General features: G+C 28.3%; 13 protein-coding genes and 1 pseudogene. 5 read left to right on the top strand and 9 right to left on the bottom strand.

Annotated features, from left to right (window positions below):
* The first annotated feature begins 97 nt into the window (after nt 1–97).
* Entirely contained in the window at nt 98–961 is an 864-nt protein-coding gene (locus IC173_RS15670) for a MerR family transcriptional regulator (protein WP_227834806.1), read from the top strand.
* A gap of 376 nt (nt 962–1,337) precedes the next feature.
* On the opposite strand, the gene IC173_RS15675 is transcribed toward IC173_RS15670, so the two are convergent.
* Entirely contained in the window at nt 1,338–2,399 is a 1,062-nt protein-coding gene (locus IC173_RS15675) for a GGDEF domain-containing protein (RefSeq protein ID WP_227433645.1), read from the bottom strand.
* Nucleotides 2,400–3,263: 864 nt separating this feature from the next.
* On the opposite strand from IC173_RS15675, the gene IC173_RS15680 reads away from it, so the two are divergent.
* On the top strand, nt 3,264–4,805 hold the full coding sequence (locus IC173_RS15680) for an AbgT family transporter (protein WP_227855833.1): 1,542 nt from the start codon (nt 3,264–3,266) through the stop codon (nt 4,803–4,805).
* A 34-nt stretch (nt 4,806–4,839) separates the two neighbouring features.
* Nucleotides 4,840–5,958 (top strand): M20/M25/M40 family metallo-hydrolase, encoded by a 1,119-nt coding sequence (locus IC173_RS15685; RefSeq protein WP_227855834.1) that lies wholly within the window; start codon nt 4,840–4,842, stop codon nt 5,956–5,958.
* 178 nt (nt 5,959–6,136) lie between these two features.
* Here IC173_RS15685 and IC173_RS15690 read toward each other — a convergent pair whose 3' ends face one another.
* The 7 genes from IC173_RS15690 to IC173_RS15720 form a co-directional block, all read right to left on the bottom strand.
* Nucleotides 6,137–7,423, bottom strand: coding sequence for a transcriptional regulator (locus IC173_RS15690; RefSeq protein ID WP_227433648.1), 1,287 nt, complete (start codon nt 7,421–7,423; stop codon nt 6,137–6,139).
* Nucleotides 7,424–7,705: 282 nt separating this feature from the next.
* Nucleotides 7,706–10,828, bottom strand: a complete 3,123-nt coding sequence (locus IC173_RS15695) for a bifunctional diguanylate cyclase/phosphodiesterase (protein ID WP_227855835.1) — start codon at nt 10,826–10,828, stop codon at nt 7,706–7,708.
* Nucleotides 10,829–11,607: 779 nt separating this feature from the next.
* Entirely contained in the window at nt 11,608–12,312 is a 705-nt protein-coding gene (locus IC173_RS15700) for a response regulator (protein ID WP_227433650.1), read from the bottom strand.
* Nucleotides 12,303–13,910, bottom strand: a complete 1,608-nt coding sequence (locus IC173_RS15705) for an ATP-binding protein (RefSeq protein ID WP_227433651.1) — start codon at nt 13,908–13,910, stop codon at nt 12,303–12,305. The genes IC173_RS15700 and IC173_RS15705 overlap by 10 nt, the downstream gene beginning before the upstream one ends.
* Nucleotides 13,911–14,173: 263 nt before the next feature.
* The gene (locus IC173_RS15710) at nt 14,174–15,352 is read right to left on the bottom strand and encodes a hypothetical protein (protein WP_227433652.1); all 1,179 of its coding nucleotides are present in this window, start codon (nt 15,350–15,352) and stop codon (nt 14,174–14,176) included.
* 228 nt (nt 15,353–15,580) lie between these two features.
* On the bottom strand, nt 15,581–16,075 hold the full coding sequence (locus IC173_RS15715; RefSeq protein ID WP_227824615.1) for a threonine/serine exporter family protein: 495 nt from the start codon (nt 16,073–16,075) through the stop codon (nt 15,581–15,583).
* A complete protein-coding gene (locus IC173_RS15720) occupies nt 16,076–16,837 on the bottom strand; it encodes a threonine/serine exporter family protein (RefSeq protein WP_227483657.1) in 762 nt (253 codons plus the stop codon).
* 686 nt (nt 16,838–17,523) lie between these two features.
* On the opposite strand from IC173_RS15720, the gene IC173_RS15725 reads away from it, so the two are divergent.
* Together IC173_RS15725 and IC173_RS15730 are read left to right on the top strand one after the other, a co-directional pair.
* Nucleotides 17,524–20,358: a sigma-54-dependent transcriptional regulator gene (locus IC173_RS15725; protein WP_227851389.1), complete on the top strand. Its 2,835-nt coding sequence runs from the start codon at nt 17,524–17,526 to the stop codon at nt 20,356–20,358.
* 41 nt (nt 20,359–20,399) lie between these two features.
* On the top strand, nt 20,400–21,644 hold the full coding sequence (locus IC173_RS15730; protein WP_227433656.1) for a D-alanyl-D-alanine carboxypeptidase family protein: 1,245 nt from the start codon (nt 20,400–20,402) through the stop codon (nt 21,642–21,644).
* A 350-nt stretch (nt 21,645–21,994) separates the two neighbouring features.
* Here the strand turns inward: IC173_RS15730 and IC173_RS15735 are convergent.
* Nucleotides 21,995–22,272, bottom strand: a pseudogene (locus tag IC173_RS15735) (cell wall-binding repeat-containing protein); the annotation flags it as partial.

Genomic DNA, 22,272 nt, shown 5'->3' on the forward strand with positions numbered 1-22,272 from the left:
TAGTAGTTAGAGATAGCATTTACAAATACTGTATATTTCTTATAAAAAAATATTAGCTAACTCTCAATTATTAGGGTACGAAAGAAGGTGAGTTGAAATGATGACATTAAAACAAGTTTCTTCATTAACTGGTGTCAGTATACGTACTCTACAGTTTTATGACGAAGTTGGTTTATTTAAACCTACAAAAATAACTACTGATGGATTACGATTATACGATGATAACGCATTAGAAGTTCTACAAAAAGTTACATTTTTTAAAGAACTTGATTTCACATTAAAAGAAATTGAAGCAATCATGGAAAATCCTCAATTTGATTGTCTAACTGCATTTAAAAATCAAAGAGAACTAATCCAAATAAAGCGAGATAGATTAAATGCTCTATTAGAATTACTTAATAAACTTATAAAAGTAGATAAATGTGTGGATTTTAAAGATTTTAATATGAGTGAGTATTTTCATATTTTAACTGAGTTCAAAGAATCTCACACTGATGAGATTGTCGCACAAACTGAAAGCATTGAAGATTTTGATAAAATAACTTCAGAAATCAAATCATATGAAAATGAAATAGCAAATATGGCAATTAAGCAGTTTGGAAGTCTTGAAAAATACACAAAGGCTATGGAAAATAACTTTCAAAATTTTTTATCTAACAGTACTACTATTTCTCAATCAGAAGTACTTAACCTTATTAAAAAAGGTGATGATATTACAAGAAAACTTACAAAAAATCTAAGTAAAGATGTTGCATCTTTAGATGTCCAAGAATTAGTTAAAGAACTGATTTCTTTTACTAATAAAATTAATAATGGAATAGATATGGGAGATAATTATTGGCCTATTATGTCTGAAAATTATATATCAAACCCTGTATTTATTGAGGTTAACGATAATAAATATGGAGATGGAGCATCAAAATTTATTGGTCTTGCTTTAAAAGCATACCTTGAAAAATAAAAACTTGATATTACAGTTAGCACTTTATACTATAAATTTGCAAAAAATAGCATTGGTAAACATAATAGATATTTACTGATGCTACTTATTGTAATATTTACAAGGTTACCATTTTTGTAGAAAGCATACAATATTTAGAACGTTGAATTTGAACAGAGTGGCTTCCTGACTCTAGTTATAAATATGTAGAAAATATTTCAGATATAGAAGTTTACTTAAATTCATACCTACAAAATGCAGAACATGAAGTCTGGCTTCCAGTTACAAAAAAATCAGAAAAGAAAAATGGCAGTTTCAAAATTCCAGCTGAAACTACCGTTTTTCTTTTTAAAAATTATATATTACATATACATAAAAATCATGATAAAATATTAAATCAGTTTATTCGATAACACCCTTTTCCTGCTTCCTTTGCTGCATAAAGAGCTTCATCTGCCTTACTATATAAATCTTCAAAATTAGCAATGTTTTTATCACAAATTGAACATCCTAAACTAATATGAAATACATAATCATTTTGTGATAAATCTTCCATATTATCTAATGCATCAAATAATTTCTCAAAGCGTATTTTACAATTCTCCTCATTCTTTAAATCCTTAGCATAGATGGCAAATTCATCACCACCTAATCTTAAAACTACACTATCATAGAAAATATTCTTTATATTATCAGCTACAGCTTGTAAATAACGGTCACCTACAATATGACCATAGGAATCATTGATATATTTAAAATCATCTATATCGATAAGAATAAAAGCACCATACTTTTTTTCGTCCATAAGATGTTCAATCATTTCAACACCAGCACCTCGATTATATATACCTGTCAATAAATCAATTTCTGATTTAGTTCTATATTTAATGTAGTTTTCTACACTTTCGATACGGTCATTCAGAATAAAAAAGTTAACACCCACAGATAAAAAATAAAAAGTAACTAAATCAACTAAATCCGCCATAAACATATTTATATCCTTTGCTATAAAGCAACAAATACCATAGATTATAGCAGTTCCTGTTATGTAGAGAGTAATTCTCCATGGTTTATCCAATATGAATAAAGGAAGTACACATATAAAGACCATAATTGTGATTGATGGTTCTGTTTTATCTAGAAAAGTTCCCATCAAAATACCCATTATCATAACTGGAGTTAATGCCAAATAAAAGATAAGCGTTATATGCTGAAAGTGTTTTTTTAAGTAAAATTTAGAAATAATATAAAGAATAAAAAAGTATCCAAGTATAATAAAAAACTCTATATTAAAAGTAACAACTTCTGATAAAATCAATCCAAATACAAACACCATAGCTGAAATAGTGAGTCCTAATAATGACAAACCGCAGAAACATCTATAATTTCTCAATCTAATTTCAGATTTATACAAATTCATCTTCTTTGCTTTAAAATTCTTTAATATTGTTTCTAACATCCTACCTCCCTTGTACATTCCACACTCTTATTCATGAATTATTTTAATACTTCTATAATTCAACTACTGTTGATACACTTATAAATGAACTCTCACATTATTTATTAATTTAAAGAGTGATTTAACTATCATATAGAGCTATTATTCATATTTTTTCATTTTTCTATTAAAATTAACCCAATAATTTCCAATTATATAAATTGATTATATTTCCAATATATTTTTTATAAAAATATAATAATATTACTATCTAGTTTACAAAAACATATAAATAACTTAATATTTTTAATTTTATTTTAATATTTCTTTACTTATTGTTAGAATATATTATATCATTCTCATATACAAAAGTCATTAAAAAGAGCTCCTACATAGGTTATATTCATCATAATATAAACTTGTGTATTTTACTATTTCTCTACGATTCTTTAATCTTTTTATATTTTTCATATAACCTTATGACAATTTATCCCCTTACATATTATTTTTTAGTTCTAACCTAAATACTCCACTTGAGTTGTTATTTAGTTGTTATAAAGTTTTGTATTTTATTAATTTATTCTTTTACTAACTTAATATTCCACTAGATTTTTATAAAGTTTTGTTTTAAAATTAATTTTAAAGTATATATATAATACAAATAACTTAGATATAATTCGTCATTAATCTACTTAAAGCATATTTAATTAACATCACTCATCCAGAAAATTCAGAAAATTACATTGACATAGGAAAAAGTTTATTTTATACTTTTTTTAGGACACATTGTGGACACGTCTTAAATTGACAGTCATAATTTATATTATAAATTTGACCACAATACTTATTTTCAATATTATATTTTAAAAACATAGGGAGGATATTATGAATGATAACGTAGTTAAAAAGAAAAACTTTTTTGACAGAACATTAAACAGAATAGAAATTGTTGGTAATAAGCTACCAGACCCAGTTACAATATTTCTAGGATTATGTGTACTTTTACTTATACTATCTAGCATAATCGGTTCTATGGGTATATCAGTAGTTCATCCTGGTACTGGCGAAACTATAACTGCTGTAAATTTATTAACTGTAGAACAACTTCAGATTTTATTAGGAAATATTGTTAGTAATTTTCAAGGCTTTGCACCTTTAGGACTAGTTTTAGTTACTATGATAGGCGCTGGTGTTTGTGATAAAACTGGACTTATGACAGCAACAATAAAGGCATCAGTAAGCAAAATTCCTGAAACAAAAGTAACTCTTGTTGTAATGACTATAGGTATGCTTGCAAATATTGCATCAGATGCAGGTACAATACTATTCCCACCATTGGCTGCACTTGTATATCTTGGTGTTGGAAGACATCCACTTATAGGTTTATTTTCTGGATATGCCGCAGTCTGTCTAGGATTTGCAGCAAACATCATGATAAGTGTTAACGATATACTTGCTGCAAGCTTTACAGTACCAGCAGCTCAGATGATTGATTCTGGATTTGAAGCTAATGCAACAATGAACTTATTTTTTATGATAGCATCAACTTTTGTATTAATATTGTTAGCAACTTGGGTAACAGAAAAAATTGTAGCTCCTAGATTTGGTAAATACGAAGGAAATGCAGAGTTAGATGTTGATGGTAGCCTTAGTGATGTAGAAAAAAAAGGGCTTAAAAAAGCTGGTATAAGTATATTAATATATGCAGCAATTATGATAGCACTTAGTGTAATTGGTCAAAAACCATTCTTAGCAGACCCAGAAACAGGAGATTTATTATTAAATAATGCTCCTCTTATGAAAGGTATGGTACCTATAATAGCTTTAGCTTTTTTTATACCTGGTGTTGTATATGGAAAAACTATAGGTAAGATAAAAAAGGATAAAGATGTTGTCTCTATAATGGCTGGTGCAATGAGTGATATGGGCGGATATATAATACTAGCATTTGCTGCTTCACAGTTTTTGCAATTATTTACAAATAGTAATTTAGGTTTGATACTCGCTGTAAAAGGTGGAGAGTTTTTGAAATCAGCAGGAATAAATGGTCCTTTATTATTGATAGGATTTATTATATTATCATGCTTTATAAATTTATTTATAGGAAGTGCATCTGCAAAGTGGGCTATACTTGCACCAATATTCGTACCAATGTTTATGATGGTCGGATACAATCCAGCACTTACACAAATGGCTTATCGTATAGGTGACTGTATAACAAATCCACTTAGCCCCTTATTCCCATACTTCCCTATTATACTAGCATTTACAAGAAAGTATGATAAGGATGCTGGTATGGGTACTGTAATAGCTAATATGCTACCATACTCTATATCATTCTTGATAGTATGGACTATACTATTGATACTATTTATGGTGTTTAATATTCCATTAGGACCTGGAATATTCCCTTCTTATAGTATGTAATTTATTTAAATTTTTCTAAAAGGAGAAATGATTTATGTTAAGTAAAAATAGACTTATAGATAACTTTATGGATATGGTTAGGATTGACAGCCCATCTAATCAAGAATTAGAAATGTCCAAGTGGATAGTAAACTATCTAAAAGAAAGAAATATAGACGCTATTATAGATGATGCTGGTGAAAAATATGGTGCTAATACGGGAAATGTTATCGCATATATAAAAGGAGAAGAAGGAAGTAGACCTCTTTGTTTATGTGCTCATATGGACCAAGTTCAACCTTGTTTAGGTGTAAATCCAATACTAGATGGTAATGTAGTTAGAAGTGATGGAACTACTACACTTGGTGCAGATGACAAAGCTGGTATAGCTGCTATCCTAGAAGCTCTAGAACATGTTATTACAGAAAAAATACCACATAGAGATATATATCTATGTTTTACAATTTGTGAAGAAGCTGGTATGCATGGTGTTAAAAACTTTAACCCTGATAACTTACCTTGCAAGGATATGGTGATTTTAGATTCTGGTGGAGCTATTGGTTCTATAGCATATAAGGCTCCTGCACAAGAATCTATAAAAATATCTTTTGATGGTAAAAAAGCACATGCTGGTATAGAACCTGAAAAAGGTATAAATGCTATATTTGTTGCCTCTCATGCTATAAGTAATATGCATATAGGTAGAATAGATTCTCTGACAACTTCAAATATAGGTAAAATAGAAGGTGGTGGAGCTACAAATATAGTAACTGATAAGGTTACATTGACTGCTGAAATCAGGTCTCATGTCCCTGAAACTTTAGAATATGAACTTAATCATATGAAAAAATGTTGTTCAGATGCTGCATCTAAATTTAATACTACTTACACTTTTGAACATAATATGTCTTATCCAAGTTTTGAACTTAGTAGAGACAGTCATGTTTTTAAATTAAGTGAGGAAGCAATAAGACAAGTTGGTGTTGTTCCAAATCCAATGATAATTGGTGGTGGTAGTGATGCAAATATACTAGCTAATCTTGGATATAATTGTGCTATATTAAGTTTAGGGATGTATGACGTACACACAGTTAATGAATATGTAAATATAGATGAATTATATGATACTGCTAAAATAGTTTATCATATGATTAAGTTAAATGATGAATTGTAAAAAATTAATGATAAATTAGAGTACTATCACTAATATAAATACTTTTATACAATACTACTCTTTAACTCTCATAATTAAAAACCTATGTATTTTCAACTCTATAAGTACTATTTTAAAAAGTTGATTTACATAGGTTTTAGTATTTTATATGACACTTCATACAATCTTATATAATATTTTAAAACAATATCTCAGTAATATTCTTTGGTCTACCTCCACCAATACTAGTTTCTTTAGCACATATTCTCCCTAGATTTGCACTTACTATTTTATTCAGTATACGCCTTGCACTTCTTTCACTTACATTTAGATATTCTGCCAATTCTTTTGAATCGTAAATCTTGCTTTTTCTATTTTCACTTATAGCTATAATTTTTGCTACTGATTCGCAACTCATTCCAGTTTTTTTAGATATTTCTATTACTTTTTCATCAGACAATACTAAGGAGTAATTTAATTCATTTTCTGAGGCTAAAGGACCTCTTATATTTTCATCTTCATCTACTAAATATATACCAATTTCTTTTGAATCTATTGAATGTCTCAATGCTTTATGTGCATTATTTTCAGCTTGATATGCAGTTACTCCAGTCCCAATACCTATACTAAGAGAAAATCCCATGTCTTTTATATCTCTTTTTAACTTAAATAATTTATCATAATTGTACTCATTATCAGCTACACCTTTATGAACAAATACCACATAATCATTTCTTCCAAACGAAAATAAAGAACCTTGAATACTTCTTGCATAGTTTACTACAAGCTTATCCATATCTGATTTTTTTATCATATCAGAATAATAGTTTTCTATCTTCTCTTTATAATCTATTAGACTCAATATTTCTACTGCAATTTGAGAAAATCTAGCCTTACTTAGAGCATATTCACTCTTCACTTTCTCATAACTTTCTTTGATTAATTGTATGGTTGCTTGTAGCCGAAATACAGGATAACCTCTTTCCTTTAACTCATTGTACACTGCTCCAAAACCAGTTATCATTATCTCGGTCTTATTTTCTTCAAACAATTGTATATGCCACTTTGCAAGTTCAGATTCTCCTACTTCTAAAGAAAATGGCCTACAAAATATACTTGTAGCTTCAATATCAAACTCTTTAAGTGCATCTTCTACAACATATCTATCAACTACATCTATACTAAATTTATCTAGCTTTATATTTTCGCTCTTTATTGCCCAAAATGCTTTCATTATACTTGTCCCACTTCTTGGAACAAATGAATGTGGTTTACTTATTTCATGTTTAGATTTTATAAACTCATAGACTCCACATCCTGTAAATATAATAGCATCACATTCATCTTCACATTTTGAAATAACTTCTACTGTATCTACTACTTTTTCTCTTACATATATTTTAGTTTCTAAATTGCTATCTATCTGTTTTAAGTCTTCCTTTATCTTAAAGCCAGAGTCTGAAGGACCTATAATACCCACTATCATAAACTTCGCTCCTAATCCATCCATATTGTACTTACTAAAAAATTATAATGTCATTGCTTTTATTTTTTATTTAATTTATTATCTCACATTCTATATTTATGGTAAAGAAGTTCTATACAAGCGTTTAGAATAAAAATCTCTAAAAATTAAATTTTAAATACTATAAAGCCTGTATATATTTCAACCTTGAATTATTAATTGACTGAATATATACAGACTATCTTACATTTAATTTAGACAACCTATCACAGAATATATTACATTTAAATAAAGTATATTATTTTAAGTAGTTATTAGTTTACTATCTTGATGATTATAAAGTAAACTTTCAAAATCTAGACTTGGAATAGGCTTACAATAGTAATATCCCTGAATTACAACACAATTCAAACTAGCTAAAAATTCTGCTTGCTCTTTTGTTTCTACACCTTCTGCAACTACATCCATTTCTAGGTCCTTAGCCATGGCTATAGTATGCTTTAAAACAATTTTTTCTCTTTCTGTAATTTCTTTTTCATTGAAAAATCCACAATCTATCTTTAATGTATCAATATTTATATTTTTTAGCATATTTAATGAAGAATATGCCGAGCCAAAGTCATCCATATTTAATATAATACCATCTGTTCTAAGCTCTGCTATTATCTTGGCAAATAGCTTTATATTTTTAATAAATAAGCTTTCTGTAAGTTCTAATTCCAAAAATGATTTTGGTATATTATATTTATTTATTAGACCTAAAACAATATATCTAAATTGAGGATTATACAAATGTAATCTTGATACATTTACAGAAATCGGTATTGGCTTCTGACCTAAGTCTATCCATTTTCTTATCAAAGTACATACTTGCTCCCATATATACATGTCTAGTTTAATAATAAACCCATTCTTCTCAAATAGTGATATAAATTTATTTGGAGGTATTATACCTTTTTCTGGATGTATCCATCTAACCAAGGCCTCTGCTCCTACAATTTCATTTATTTCAAGATTATACTTAGGTTGTAAGTATACATGAAACTGTCCATTTTCCAATGCATACTCCATTTCTCTTTCCATCTGTTTTTCTTCAATTGCATCATTCCTCATAGCTTCATCGTAAAACATATGATGACTTATACTTTGCTTCTTTACATTTTTATGTGCATATCCTGCCATTTCACAGGCATTTGTAACTGATATATTATTATCCAAAATCCTATAAATTCCAAAGCATGGTACTAACATATATTCAAATTGCTTTATACTTAAATTTTTTGTAATCTTATAAATTAATTTATCTACCTCTTTATCATGATAACACTCATAAAAAATGCAAAACACATCTGCATACATACGACAACAGATTCCCTTAGAAGTAATATTTTTTTTAATCAGTTCTGCAATATATATTAATGCCCTATCTCCCTCTTGAATACCATAAATATCATTAATTACCTTGAACTTATCTATATCCATCATTATAGCAACATAATGTTTATTAGGATGTTTTTTGAGTAATAAGTTTGCTTGTTGACAGAAGCCTTCGTAATTATATAGCCCTGTCAATATATCTCTTTGCCTTTTACGTATTTGCATAATATGGTCTATATTTTTAATAGAAAGCAAAATATGCGTCTGATTTTCACCAAATTTATTTTTACTGATGACATTTAGGATACACATAGATGCCCAATAGTACCTTTTATCCTCTCCTAAACATCTACATTCAAAACTCAACTTTAAGTCCTCTTGCTTGTTATTTTTTGAATCATCAAGAAACTTTGAATAAAGATTGGAGTAAAATATAGCTCTATCATCAGGATGAACTATATAGTTTCTAATGTATAAAAATGTTTTTTGTATGTTCTCTTTTACAGAAATTTTAAAAATATTGTTTTCTGATTGATAGATTGGAGTAATTAAGTTTTTCTCTAAGCAAATATCTAAGATAATATCATATGTATTATAAACTAATTTTTCATAAGTTTTGGAATATCCATCACTTGTTATACTGTCAAAAGATTCTTTAGTCTCTAAATCTTCATATGTAGATAAAATTCTTTTTTCTGAATCATTTAAATTGCTTATCTCCTCTAATTTATTGGTCCTTAATTTATTTTTTTCATAATATCTTTGCTTATCTTGGTACATTCTCTCGTCAGCAATTTTAGTCAACATATGTATATTTATATTATCTTCACTCCAAGTGCTTCCTATTGCTACACTATATACCCTAGTATCTTTAAACTCCTCACTTAACCAAGTAACCTTTTCTTCAAATAGTTGTTTTGAAATTTCCTCACATAACACAACAAACTCATCTCCACCAATACGATAAATATTATAGGAATGAAAGTATTTTTTTATAATTACACAGGTTGATACAATAGCAGAATCGCCACTAGCATGTCCAAAGTTATCATTGATATCTTTTAATCCATTTATATCTATAAACACAACCCCCATAGATTTAGCTTTATTGCTGTAAAAATTATCTATGTATTTAATATATTTATTTCTATTGTAAACCCCAGTCAAAAAGTCATAATAGCTCATATGATTCAATTTATTTTCTACTTCTCTCTTTTTCATTTCAGTCAATAAAAAATAAGATAGAGAAGTCAAAAGAGATGTGTCCTTAACAGCTCTCTGTGGATTGTCAACTCCAATAAATCCAATAATTTTATCATCTTGCTTTAATGAAGATGCTATTAAACTTTCAATATTTTGAGGTTTTAAAATTTCATACTCAATTGGTTGTGTTTCTTTTAAACTTTCTATATTATCTACTATTATAAAACCTTTTTCATGAAATAATAAAAACCAATTTTTTAGTGATTCAATATCAATATCTTCAAGGAATTGTTTTTGTCCCTCAACCCCTTGATTACACCATTCATATGTATTATTTATCTTTTTACCATCTGCTGACACTTCAAAAATATATGCTCTATCAGCCTTATGAAATTTCCCAATACTGCCTAATACAAGATTTATAGCATCTGAAAAATTAGTTTCTGTTATAAGATGTTTAATACACCCAACTAGTAATTCTTTTATTTCTAATTTTTCTTCTATCGACTTACTTATATTTTCCTTATCAGTAATATCAAGAGCTATTTCCAGTCGTGCAGCTCTGCCTTCCCACTCAATTAATTTATCTTTTAATATAAAATGTCTGTCTATTTCAGTGTTTGTATTTTCCCATATGTAATATTCATCATCTTTCAAAAAAGAGTTAGTACAAAATTCACAAGGAGAATCTCTTCCTTGTAATGCTTCATAACATTTTCTATGAGAAATATCATCAAGCCCTAATATCCTTTTCCCATTTTTATTAATATATAAAAGTTCATATGTATCCAAGGAGGAAACATATATAATTTCATCTAATTCATCTACTAAGTTTCTCACACTCATTTATGTATAACTCCTTTTATTCAATTTTTTAAATTCTTGAAACTATGTCAAGTTTTGATGTACCTTTGATGATGCTATTGTACTTTTTTATAAAAAAAAAGAATACAATAGCATCATCTTTTTTGACAAATAGAGCTCATTATCATATTACTCATTGAGGCTCTCTAAAACTTAAATTATCATAAATATCTTTTGCTGTACATACTATTTTTTTAATCTTCATATAATTCTTGTTATTCATACCTTAACTTAGTTCTAAGCAAGTTTTACATTATAAAAATTATATTTTATACTCATATCTTCATTCAATATATAGTATAAATATTTACATAACTATTAAATAAATATTTATATTATGAAAAATCAAACTGCTTTACCCATTTAAAAAGACATAAGTTCTCATTGCTAAAAAAGTACATTCTACAATGAATTACAGTGTTGTTATTATAGTTATATTAATAATATCATAAAGACCATTATAAAAAGATAAAAATAGTAACTTTTTTATATTAAAAAATATTTATTAATAAGTAAAATATTTTATATATAAAAATTATTTATAAAAAAGAAATATCAAATTAACTAAAGCTCAATTTGAAATATATTTTATTTAAATAAAAATATAGTCTTTATTAAAATATAGTTTTTGTATTAAAAATCGCCATGCAAATATAATATTAATAGGCTGGCTTTCCTCCTACTTATTATAAAATACATGGCTATTTATATTTAGTTAAAATATTACTAGTTTAGATTAACTAATACTTTTAATTTGATACTTATTCATCTGTCATGCGATATCCTACTCCAACTTCAGTTAAAATATACTCTGGTTGAGCAGGATTTTTTTCAATTTTTCGTCTTATACTTGCCATAAAAACTCTAAGGGATTGGTTTTCACTTTCATAGTAATTACCCCAGACCTTATCTATTATAAATTTATGTGTTAAAACTCTCCCTGAATACTTAGACATTAATTCAACAAGTTTATATTCAATTGGAGTTAAGTGTATCTCCTCACCATTAATAGATACAAGATGCTTTTCATAATCTATCTTTAGATTTTTAACCTCAAAGGTGGTAGGAACGTCACTATTTATCTTACCTTGTTGAACTTTATTTCTAAGGGCCACACGCACTCTAGCCAAAAGTTCTGTTACACTAAAAGGTTTAGTTAAATAATCATCTGCTCCGCCATCTAAAGCCTCAACTTTATCTCTTTCATGCTCCCTTGCTGAAACAACAATTATTTTATTATTTTTAGCACAAGCCCTAACTCTACCTATTACCTCAATTCCATCAATATCTGGTAAACCTAAATCTAAAATTATTAAATCTGGGTCAAGAGAATGTATAAGTGATATAGCTGTGCCTCCATTGTCAGTTTCTACACATCTATAGTTTTGAGTTTCCAGAGACACTTTTATAAATTTACAAATTGGTCTATCGTCTTCTACAATTAAAACCAACGGCTTTACTTCCATTCGTCTTTCACCTCCCCTTTATCTAAAGGTATACTGAATCTAAATGTAGCTCCTCCAGAAGGATTATTGAAAGCAATAATTTCTCCACCATGAGCTTGTACTATAGACTTACATATTTCTAAACCAAGACCAATCCCTCTTCTTTCAAGATTTCTTGCTTTATTCTTTGTATAAAATCTATTGAATATATTCTTAATATCTTCACTTGGTATTCCTTTTCCGTTGTCTGCCACTTCAAATAATACATTTTCGGCTTCTTTGCTTACAGTTAATTCTATCTTAGAATTTTTAGGTGTATGTCTTATAGCATTGTCAATTAAGTTTACTAAAACTTGCTCTATCAATAATACATCCACATGAACTATTATTATTTCATCTGGTATATTGGTTTGTATCTCTCTACTATTGGCAAATTTTTTAACTCTTAATATAGATTCCGCAATTATTTCATCTACAACCTCTGGACGTTTTTCAATATCCAATTTTCCTTCATCTATTCTGGTCATGCTAAGTATATTCTCAACAGAGTGTGTTAACCAACTTGTATCTTCATATATATTTTTTAGTAGCTCTACTCTAGTTTCTTTATCTATTATGTCATCATTTTCAAGTATAGTTGAAGAAGAACCTAGTATACTTGTAAGTGGAGTTCTCAAATCATGAGAAATTGATCTAAGTAAGTTTCCTCTTAATCTCTCTCGTTCTGTTTCAAGATTAGCTTTTTTATTCTTTTCAAATAGGTTTTCTCTATCAATTGCTAATGCAACCTGTGTTGAAACTGCTTCTAACAATATCTTTTCATTTTCCGTAATAATATCAATTTTAAAACATGCAATACCTATAACACCAAGAACATTGGATTCTTGACCTTTTATAGGAAAATAGTAAGCACTACTATTTTTACAATATTTTGTTCCAATCCCAACTGGTTCACCTGTTCTAAAAGCCTCTTTTATAGCTTCCTTTTCTAATACTGAGTGGAATATATTCTCACTTCCATCATTATTACAAATATAAATACTTGGCTTACCTAGATTATTATCACCATCTGCAATAGTTACTATAACAGTTCTATTTAACATGTTCACCAAATTAGACCCACAAAATTCAATTATTTGATTTTTATTTTTTGCTTTAAGAAGTGTTTTATTATTTTCATAAAGCAACCTTATCATTTTCTCTCTTTTATGAGAAAGTCTTACTTCTTTTTTTATTCTAGAAGTTAAAGTGCTTGTTATAATTGCTGCCAAAAGCATAATACAAAAGGTCATTGGATAATCTTTTCTATAAGCTATAAAAGTATATAATGGGTGTGTAAAGAAAAAATTAAATGATAGCACTCCTATTACTGAAGAAAGTATTCCAAAAAAATACCCATGTGTTATACTTGTAGCAAATAATACACCTAATATATACACTAAAATAATATTAGATTCATTAAAACCTACTTTTTTAAAAGCTACTGATATTCCAGTAGCAATTATCATAACCAATATAGTTTTTATAAAGTCCTTAATAATTATTTTCTTACTGAGATAGTCATCTTCATCATAATCATACTCTTTTAAGTCTTCATGATGTAGTCGTTCTTTTTTCATTTACTGCAATTCCTCCTTACTGTTACTGTTTAAATTGACTCTAATGTATATAATACAATTTTATCATAATAAATTCAATCAATACATTTAATTAATACCTTCAAATTACTAAAAGGTGCTGTCTTAAAATGAAAATAAATCTCTATTTCAAAACAGCACCTTTATATATTTAAATCACTAATTTAATTTTTACATATTTAAATTGTTAATTTGATTCAATCTAATAAATTATAATATCTTAATATTTGATTTTTAAAACATTCCTATCCAACAAGCATAAATATAAAGTGGGCACATACACCTGCACATAAACCACCTATTGTATGCGAAAGAATCGCTTTACCAGCTAATGGTCTTGCATCTAAAGCATCCATCATACCAATGTGTGTACTTAAATATCCACTCCAACACATACCCATTGCTGTAAATACTGCTATATCATTAGGAGTTACAGCACCTGATTTTATAAATTCTGGCACTAGAGATATTGCTGCCCCAACAGCACCTAATGCAGTTACAGGGAATGCTATTGCTTCTGGTGAAGTAAATCCAAATAATGGTTCTATTATAAAACTGATTTTGTCACCAATAGCAGGTAATAATTTTATACCTTCATATGCAGCTCCTGTGTAAACAGCTTGACCTGTAGCAGGGTCTGTAGATGGTCCAAAAGTTAATAACATAACTAATGTACAAACTACTAAAACTCCTGGTATTATAGCCATACCCATTTCAACACCTAGCTTACCACCTTCAAGTATAGCATCCAATCCTCTTTGGAATACATTACCATCTCTTATTTCTCTAAACTCTTCAATCTTTTCACCTTTTCCATTTGCTTGTTTGTCATTATCAATTTTAGGGTCATAATTATAATACTTTTTAGTAAAAGTCAACATAATTCTAACACTAATAATACTACCTATTATTGCTCCAACGTTACCAATTATAGCTGGTAATACATATTCTTTACCTTGAGCTATCATGAAAGTTGTTACAATAAGTCCCATACCAAAAGCTGTTCCTAAGTTACATAAAGCAGGTATTTGGTATTTTTTAAAGTATTGTGTAAATGTTTTGTCTTTAGCGAATGGTATAATAGCTGGGTTATCAGATAAATAAGTTGCCACTACTCCTGCTATACTAGCACCAGGTAACCCCCATATAGGTCTCATAAGGCCCTTAAATATCTTATTTACTAAAGATATTACTCCAAATTCTGAAAGTAATGCACTAAGTGCACCTGCAAGGACTGCCATTGCCATTATCAAAAATACTGTTTCTAGTAAAAGTGCATGTGCTGTACTCATTATTACTTTGAACATCATTCCTGCACCCATGATACTGCCTACATAGCCAAATCCTACCGCCAAAAGTACAATAAATACGAAGGTTTCCATACTTACTGCCTTGACTCTCCTCTTCTCTGACAGCTTCTCCATTGTGAATCTTCCCCCTTTTAATTTAGAATTAAGGTTTCTACATTAATACAAATTTGTTAATACAAAACAAGTTCTAAAACTTACATCTGTGATTCAAGTTGTCGGTTTGTTGAAATAAAAAACCGTGACTAATATTATGACAATAAGAATATCTAATTTAATAAAAGATATTCTTATTCTATTTTATGTTATTATATTATCATCCTTTGGCATAAAAGTCAATTTTTTCTATTTCTGTGGTTTAATTTTATTTATGCTCTTCTTATATTTTTCATTATCTTTTATCTTTGAAACTATTCCATATAGATTAACTTTCCTAAATACTGTGGTTATAAATACTAATCCCAATGCAATCGAACTTGCACAAGATAATGTACTTACCCCATACTCTACTGCCTTAATATAGTCATTAGTTAAAACAGAATACATAGTGTTATATATTCCATAACCTGGTACTAGAATTATAAGACAACAGACACTTAAAGTTGTCGATGGAGTCATATAAATCCTAGCACATAATTCACAATATATTGCAAAACATACTGTAGCTATAAAAAAGCACAAATTTACTGATACACCCATATTCAAACAAAACTTATATGAAAACCATGCTATACTTCCACCGACACCTGATATTATCAAGTTTTTTCCCTTCATATTAAATAGAATTCCAAAACTTAAGGCTGTAAAAAAAGCTGCTACTACTTCTATAAACAATTTCATTTATATACCCCCTAACTTGAAGTATAATCCTAGTACCAAAAACATTCCTACTGCTATGGATACACCTACAAAAAATACTTCTGCCAACTTTGCAAGACCAGATATCAATTGACCATCTAACAAGTCTCTTAACGCATTAGTTAAAGCGAGCCCTGGAACCAAAAGCATTATTGCTCCTGCTATTAAATGGTCCATAGTCTTTATAAATCCAAGCTTTAGAATCACAATGGAACAAAAAGCTATGACAACTGCTCCTATTGCATTTACAAAAAAATCGTTTAGTGAAGACTTATTTAAGTACATAATAACAAATTTAGTCATTATTCCCACCATAAACGCAGCTATAAATTCTTTTAAATCTCCTCCAAATAATATAGAAAAAGTTGCTGCTGCAATACCTGCAAAAATTATTGTTACTATATCTGAATAATAATTGTCTTCACTTATCTCATCTAAAATCCTCTCACATAACTCAATATCTAAATCATTTATACTGATTGCTCTTGATAATGAGTTAACTTCATGAACTAAGTTTAGGTCTACCCTTCTTGAACTTATTCTTTTAATTGCTGAGTGTAGTTTTCCATCTACAAAAACAGATGCCATTACAGCTGTTGGAGTTGCAAATACATCTACATGCTCTATACCAAAAGATTGGCATATTCTACTTATCGTTTCTTCAACTCTATAAGTTTCTCCTCCACTCTGCAACATAGCTTTACCTGCATTTGAGGAAAAATTTAAAATTCTATCTATATCCACAAAACATATCTCCCATTCTTTTATAATATTATTCATATTTTATTACAATATATTAATTATTTAAACTAGTTTAAATAATTAATATCCAATATTTAGATTTTATGAAAAAATTTGTTTTTTATGCTTGTCAAAAATAAATTATAAAGTTATTTACACCATAAAATGGCTGAATTAATATTTCATAGACACTTTCAACCATTGATATATAACCTCTTTAAATTTTATAAGCTTATTTTTCTTTTCATTATTTTTGTTTCAATAAAAAATTATCTCTCCACCTAGTATTCATTTTATTAATTCTTCATTGAATACTTTAAAATCTACTATAATTTATGATTTACAATAACTATAATTTTAAATCTGTACACTTGCAAATTGCTCATAAGATAATAATTAATTTTTATGTTTATTTAAATAATTAGTTTTTATATTTATATGAACATTAAATAAAAGTGCTACATACATTACAAAGTTTATACTTATCTAATATAACAACATAATGCCTTATGTAAATCCATAAAAATCCATATCTCATATAATGCAACTATTATTTTAACACCAACTACTACACAAAACAACATATTAAAAAGTAAAATACAAAATATCCACTATAAACCTTATTTTAATATAAAATATATATTATAATATATTTTATATAACTTAAATATAAAGAAAGGGAGTACTATATGTTAAGAAAAGATAAAGTTTTATTATCACTACATAAGTTATGTAATAATATAACTTTAAAAGACCTACAATCAGAGAAAACAGGATTTACTACTCTTGAAGTTGCTAACAATTCATCTCTTGATAGAAGTAATACTAGTAAAGAATTAAATAATCTATACAATGAAAAGAAAGTTGTAAAAATATCTGGTAAACCTATTTTATTTTTACATGCTGGTATTATTGAAAATTTGATTGGTCGTACTTTAAATAGCTCAGAATATTCTATAAGCAATTGTAATGAACTATTTAAATCAACTAAAAATGATTCAGAGGATATCTTCTCAACATTACTTGGATATGATTCTAGCCTTAAATTAGCTATAGAAAAAGCTAAATCTGCCATACTTTACCCTCCAAAAGGTCTTAATACATTACTTATAGGGCCTACTGGTGTTGGAAAAAGTACATTTGCTGAAACAATGTACAAATATGCTATAGAAAGCAAAGTCTTTTCTTCTGAAAGTAAATTTGTAGTATTTAATTGTGCTGAATACGCAGAAAATGCTAACTTACTTCTTAGTAATTTATTTGGTTATGTTAAAGGTTCTTTTACTGGTGCTAACAAGGATAAATTTGGGATAGTTGCACAGGCTAATGGTGGTATATTGTTTTTAGACGAAATACACAGATTACCCCCAGAAGGTCAAGAGATGCTTTTTCTTTTGATGGATAAAGGTATATACAGACGATTAGGAGAATCTGATGTCGTACACAGAGCTACAGTCTTTATTGTGTGTGCTACAACAGAAGATATACAGTCTTCCTTACTTGGAACTTTTCTAAGAAGAATTCCTGTTACAATTAACCTACCTGCTTTACAGGATAGGTCTTTAAAAGAAAGATTATCTCTCATTAAGTATTTCTTCATTATAGAATCTAAATATACTAATGCAACTATAAGAGTTCATAAAGATGTAATTAAATCATTACTACTTTATGACTGTTTTGGTAATATAGGTCAACTTAAGTCTGATATACAACTTATGAGTGCAAGAGCATTTTTAAATTATAAGACTGAATTAAAAGATAACATAGAAATAGACTTGTCTCTTGTTCCTGACTATATTTACACTGGTCTTTTAAAGTTGAATGAAAATCGCAGTAATTTAAACAAATTATCAGAACTTGATTATATGCTTTTTTATGAATTCAATGGTAACAACTTAGAAGTTGAGTATACAAAAGAACTATCTAAATACAATATAGATACATCAAACAATGGATTTAGATACTCTACAGAGATTCCTTATCTAGAAAATGATATAAGGAGTATGTTTATAAATTATATGGAGAAATACTCTACAAAATTACTTTCAGTATCATCAGTGACTCATTCTGATTATACAAGTAATGAGATTTTTAAAGTAATCAACCCAAAGATTTACTATGCTGTTGAACACTCTTTAAAAGAAGCTGAAAAAATATCTAGAAATAAATATACAAAACAGACTTATGTTGCTCTTTCAATGCATATAAGTGCTCTAATAGAAAATATAAACCAGGATACATATAATCCTAAGTACAATCTATATAATGATAAAATTTTCTTAGAGAAAGATTTAAATATAGCTAAAATAGTTTTAAGTATAATTGAAAATGACCTACAGATATCTTTACCCAAAGATGAAGTAAAATTTATATCTATGTTTCTAAATAGTACATACCTTGAGCCTAATAATCACGCTGAAAGTATTGGAGTTATAATACTTGCTCATGGAAATTCAACAGCTAGCAGTATGTGTGATGTAGCCAATTCACTACTTGGTACAAACCATTGTAATGCAATTGATATGCCTTTGGATGTGAAAGTAAGTACTATACTTGACAAAGCTATAGAATTGGTAAAAGAATGTGATAAAGGTAAGGGAGTACTCCTTTTAACAGATATGGGCTCTCTCATAGCTTTTGGAGAACTTATTTCAGAAAAGACAAAGATTAAAACACGCTCTATTGAAATGGTGTCTACTCCAATAGTTTTGGAAGCAGTAAGAAAAAGTACTCTACCGGAAATGACCTTAGATGAGTTAGCTAACTCTTTAAGCTCTTTAAATCCATATATTGGACGAGCTGCAATTGACTCATCAGAAATAGATTACCCTGAAAAATCAAGAGATTATGTTATAATAACTACTTGTATAACAGGTTATGGTTCAGCTATGAAAGTTGCAGACTTTATAAATTCTTCACTTAAAAATATTAATAAATACAATATTAACTTAGTTCCTCATAATATAGAGAGTTTTAAAATGTATAGGAATAAATTTAGTAATACTAAAATTTTAGCAGTTGTTGGTAGTGTAGACTTTAATGTTGCTAACACTCCATTTATACACATAGAAGAACTTCTAAATGGATATGGGCTTGATATGTTAAACAAGATAATAGAAGGTACATTCAATGCCAACATTATTACTAATATAAAGGAAACAAATCTATCATATAACAGCTTAATAATAAACTTTATGTCTCAGAACTTAGAATTATTGGACTCAGTTAAATTATTCAACTATGTTAATTCATCATTATTTTCAATAATAGAGTTAATAGACAAAGACCTTAAGAGTAAATTTAAACTTGGATATATATTACACTGCTCTTTTATGATAGAAAGATGTTTTAAAAATACAACTTTTCCATATAATAACATTACTGATTTAATTGGTAAAAATTATAAATTATATGAATTAATACGAGAAGCTTTTAAAACAACTGAAGCTTACTTTAATATTTCGATACCAGATGAGGAAATTGCTTATATAATAGATATGATTAATGAATATCTAAATAAATAAAACTGATAGTTCCTATCTTGCGCACATAATTAGTATATGAAATGGAGGATGAAATTTTGAAAAGAAAAATAAAATACTTAGCAATACTTGCATTAATTTTTACATTTATAACACCTGGATTCTCATTTGCAGATAATCCACCAGTCCCAAATTCGTCAAGGGCGGCATTGCTTATAGACCAAGATACTAGAAGAATATTATTTGAAAAAAATAGCGACGAAAAAATGCCTCTAGCTAGCTTAAGTAAGATGATGACATTTTTACTTGCAATAGAGGCAGTAGATAAGAATCAAGTTAAAGAAACTGATATAGTAAAAATAGACAAGTCTACAGCTTCTGTTGGAGGTTCTACTTGTAAGCTTAAAGATGGAGATGAAATACCTCTAGGAGAGCTTATGCAGGGTCTTATGCTTGTTTCTGGAAATGATGCAGCTATGGCCATAGCAAAATACATTGGTAAAGATGAAAAGAGTTTTGTAGATATGATGAATAAGAAAGCTGAAGAAATAGGAATGCATGATACGTATTATTTTAATCCAAATGGTCTTCCTAGATATACTGACCCAGAACGTAAAGAGCCTCCTATAGAAAACATATCAACAGCTCATGATATAGTTACTCTTGGAAAGTATATGTATGACCATTATGAAAGTCAGGTTACTAGAATAACTACTATGCAAGTTTATAATGATACTAAAAAGGATTTTACACACTACAATACAAATCCTCTACTTGTTTCAGTTCCTGGTGTAGATGGAATAAAGACAGGTTATACAGATAATGCTGGATATTGTTTTGCATTTTCTATGATGGTTCCTAAAGATGCTAAAAATGAAAGAAATCATAGATTAATAGGTGTTGTGCTTGGTGATGGTAATAAGAAGAGTAGAATTTCTTCTTCTGCTAGTTTATTGAAGTATGGTAAAGATAATTTCCATTCTAAGAAGATAGCTCATAAGGGAGATACTATAGAAACTCCTTGTATCGATGGTATTGATGATTTTAAGATAAAGGTTAAAGTAGATAAAGATTTATATGGTGTTGTTTCAGATAATGAGAATATCAATCCTAAGATAGTGTTTAAGAGCATGAGTTATCCTATCAATAAGGGAGATATTGTTGGTGTTGCAAAGTATTATAATGATTCTGGTAAGTTTGTTGGAAGTGTTAATGTGAGAAGTGAAAGCAATATAGGGTGTATCCCTTTGAAGGACAAGATTAAGATTAAGGTTGCTAAGATAAATAGAGAGCTTGAAGGTAAAAATTCTGTTTGTTTTAAGGCTTAGGTTAGATGAGATTTATGAAAAACTCCACTTTATGGTGGGGTTTTTTGTTTTATACAAAAAATTAAAATAGTGGCAACAATTGAGGATGTGAGGGAGAGTTGCCACTATCTATATAGGGTATTATATTATGTTTTTAAGCTAGTTTTTACTATCTTCTATGTTTATATAATAACTCTTGTGTGTGAATTTAATAGAGAATTCATGTGAAAATTATGTGAAGTTTTAAAGGCATAGTTTTTTAATTTTTCATATGAATATTATTCAAAATTTGCTAATTTAGTATACCAAAATAGCTGTAGGTAAATTTGTTTTTATACAAATCTACTTACAGCCCATTTTATATACTAGTTTTATTTATTGAAATTAAAAAAATTTACTGCTATTCTACCTAATAAAGAGGACACAGTTCTTACTGTTGTCTTAGCTGGTACTGTTACTTCTATTTCTCCTGTGTCAGCTGTTTTTCCACTTGATGTATGCTCTACTGTAAATACTAATGTAACTTTTGTTTCTGCATCTGGTGGCACTATTGTACCATCTTTCTTTATAACATTTTCGTTAGTTGATGATTTTATTGATATAGTATATCCACTTGATACTGATGGCATTGTTAGTGTTGTTGCATCTT

This window comes from Clostridioides sp. ES-S-0048-02 (assembly GCF_020658495.1).
Lineage (GTDB): Bacteria > Bacillota > Clostridia > Peptostreptococcales > Peptostreptococcaceae > Clostridioides.

Bases quoted from the DNA above. Each gene is read 5' to 3' on its own strand.
- IC173_RS15670 (WP_227834806.1), top strand. From the start codon at position 98: ATGATGACATTAAAACAAGTTTCTTCATTAACTGGTGTCAGTATACGT.
- IC173_RS15675 (WP_227433645.1), bottom strand. From the start codon at position 2,399: ATGTTAGAAACAATATTAAAGAATTTTAAAGCAAAGAAGATGAATTTG.
- IC173_RS15680 (WP_227855833.1), top strand. From the start codon at position 3,264: ATGAATGATAACGTAGTTAAAAAGAAAAACTTTTTTGACAGAACATTA.
- IC173_RS15685 (WP_227855834.1), top strand. From the start codon at position 4,840: ATGTTAAGTAAAAATAGACTTATAGATAACTTTATGGATATGGTTAGG.
- IC173_RS15690 (WP_227433648.1), bottom strand. From the start codon at position 7,423: ATGATAGTGGGTATTATAGGTCCTTCAGACTCTGGCTTTAAGATAAAG.
- IC173_RS15695 (WP_227855835.1), bottom strand. From the start codon at position 10,828: ATGAGTGTGAGAAACTTAGTAGATGAATTAGATGAAATTATATATGTT.
- IC173_RS15700 (WP_227433650.1), bottom strand. From the start codon at position 12,312: ATGGAAGTAAAGCCGTTGGTTTTAATTGTAGAAGACGATAGACCAATT.
- IC173_RS15705 (WP_227433651.1), bottom strand. From the start codon at position 13,910: ATGAAAAAAGAACGACTACATCATGAAGACTTAAAAGAGTATGATTAT.
- IC173_RS15710 (WP_227433652.1), bottom strand. From the start codon at position 15,352: ATGGAGAAGCTGTCAGAGAAGAGGAGAGTCAAGGCAGTAAGTATGGAA.
- IC173_RS15715 (WP_227824615.1), bottom strand. From the start codon at position 16,075: ATGAAATTGTTTATAGAAGTAGTAGCAGCTTTTTTTACAGCCTTAAGT.
- IC173_RS15725 (WP_227851389.1), top strand. From the start codon at position 17,524: ATGTTAAGAAAAGATAAAGTTTTATTATCACTACATAAGTTATGTAAT.
- IC173_RS15730 (WP_227433656.1), top strand. From the start codon at position 20,400: ATGGAGGATGAAATTTTGAAAAGAAAAATAAAATACTTAGCAATACTT.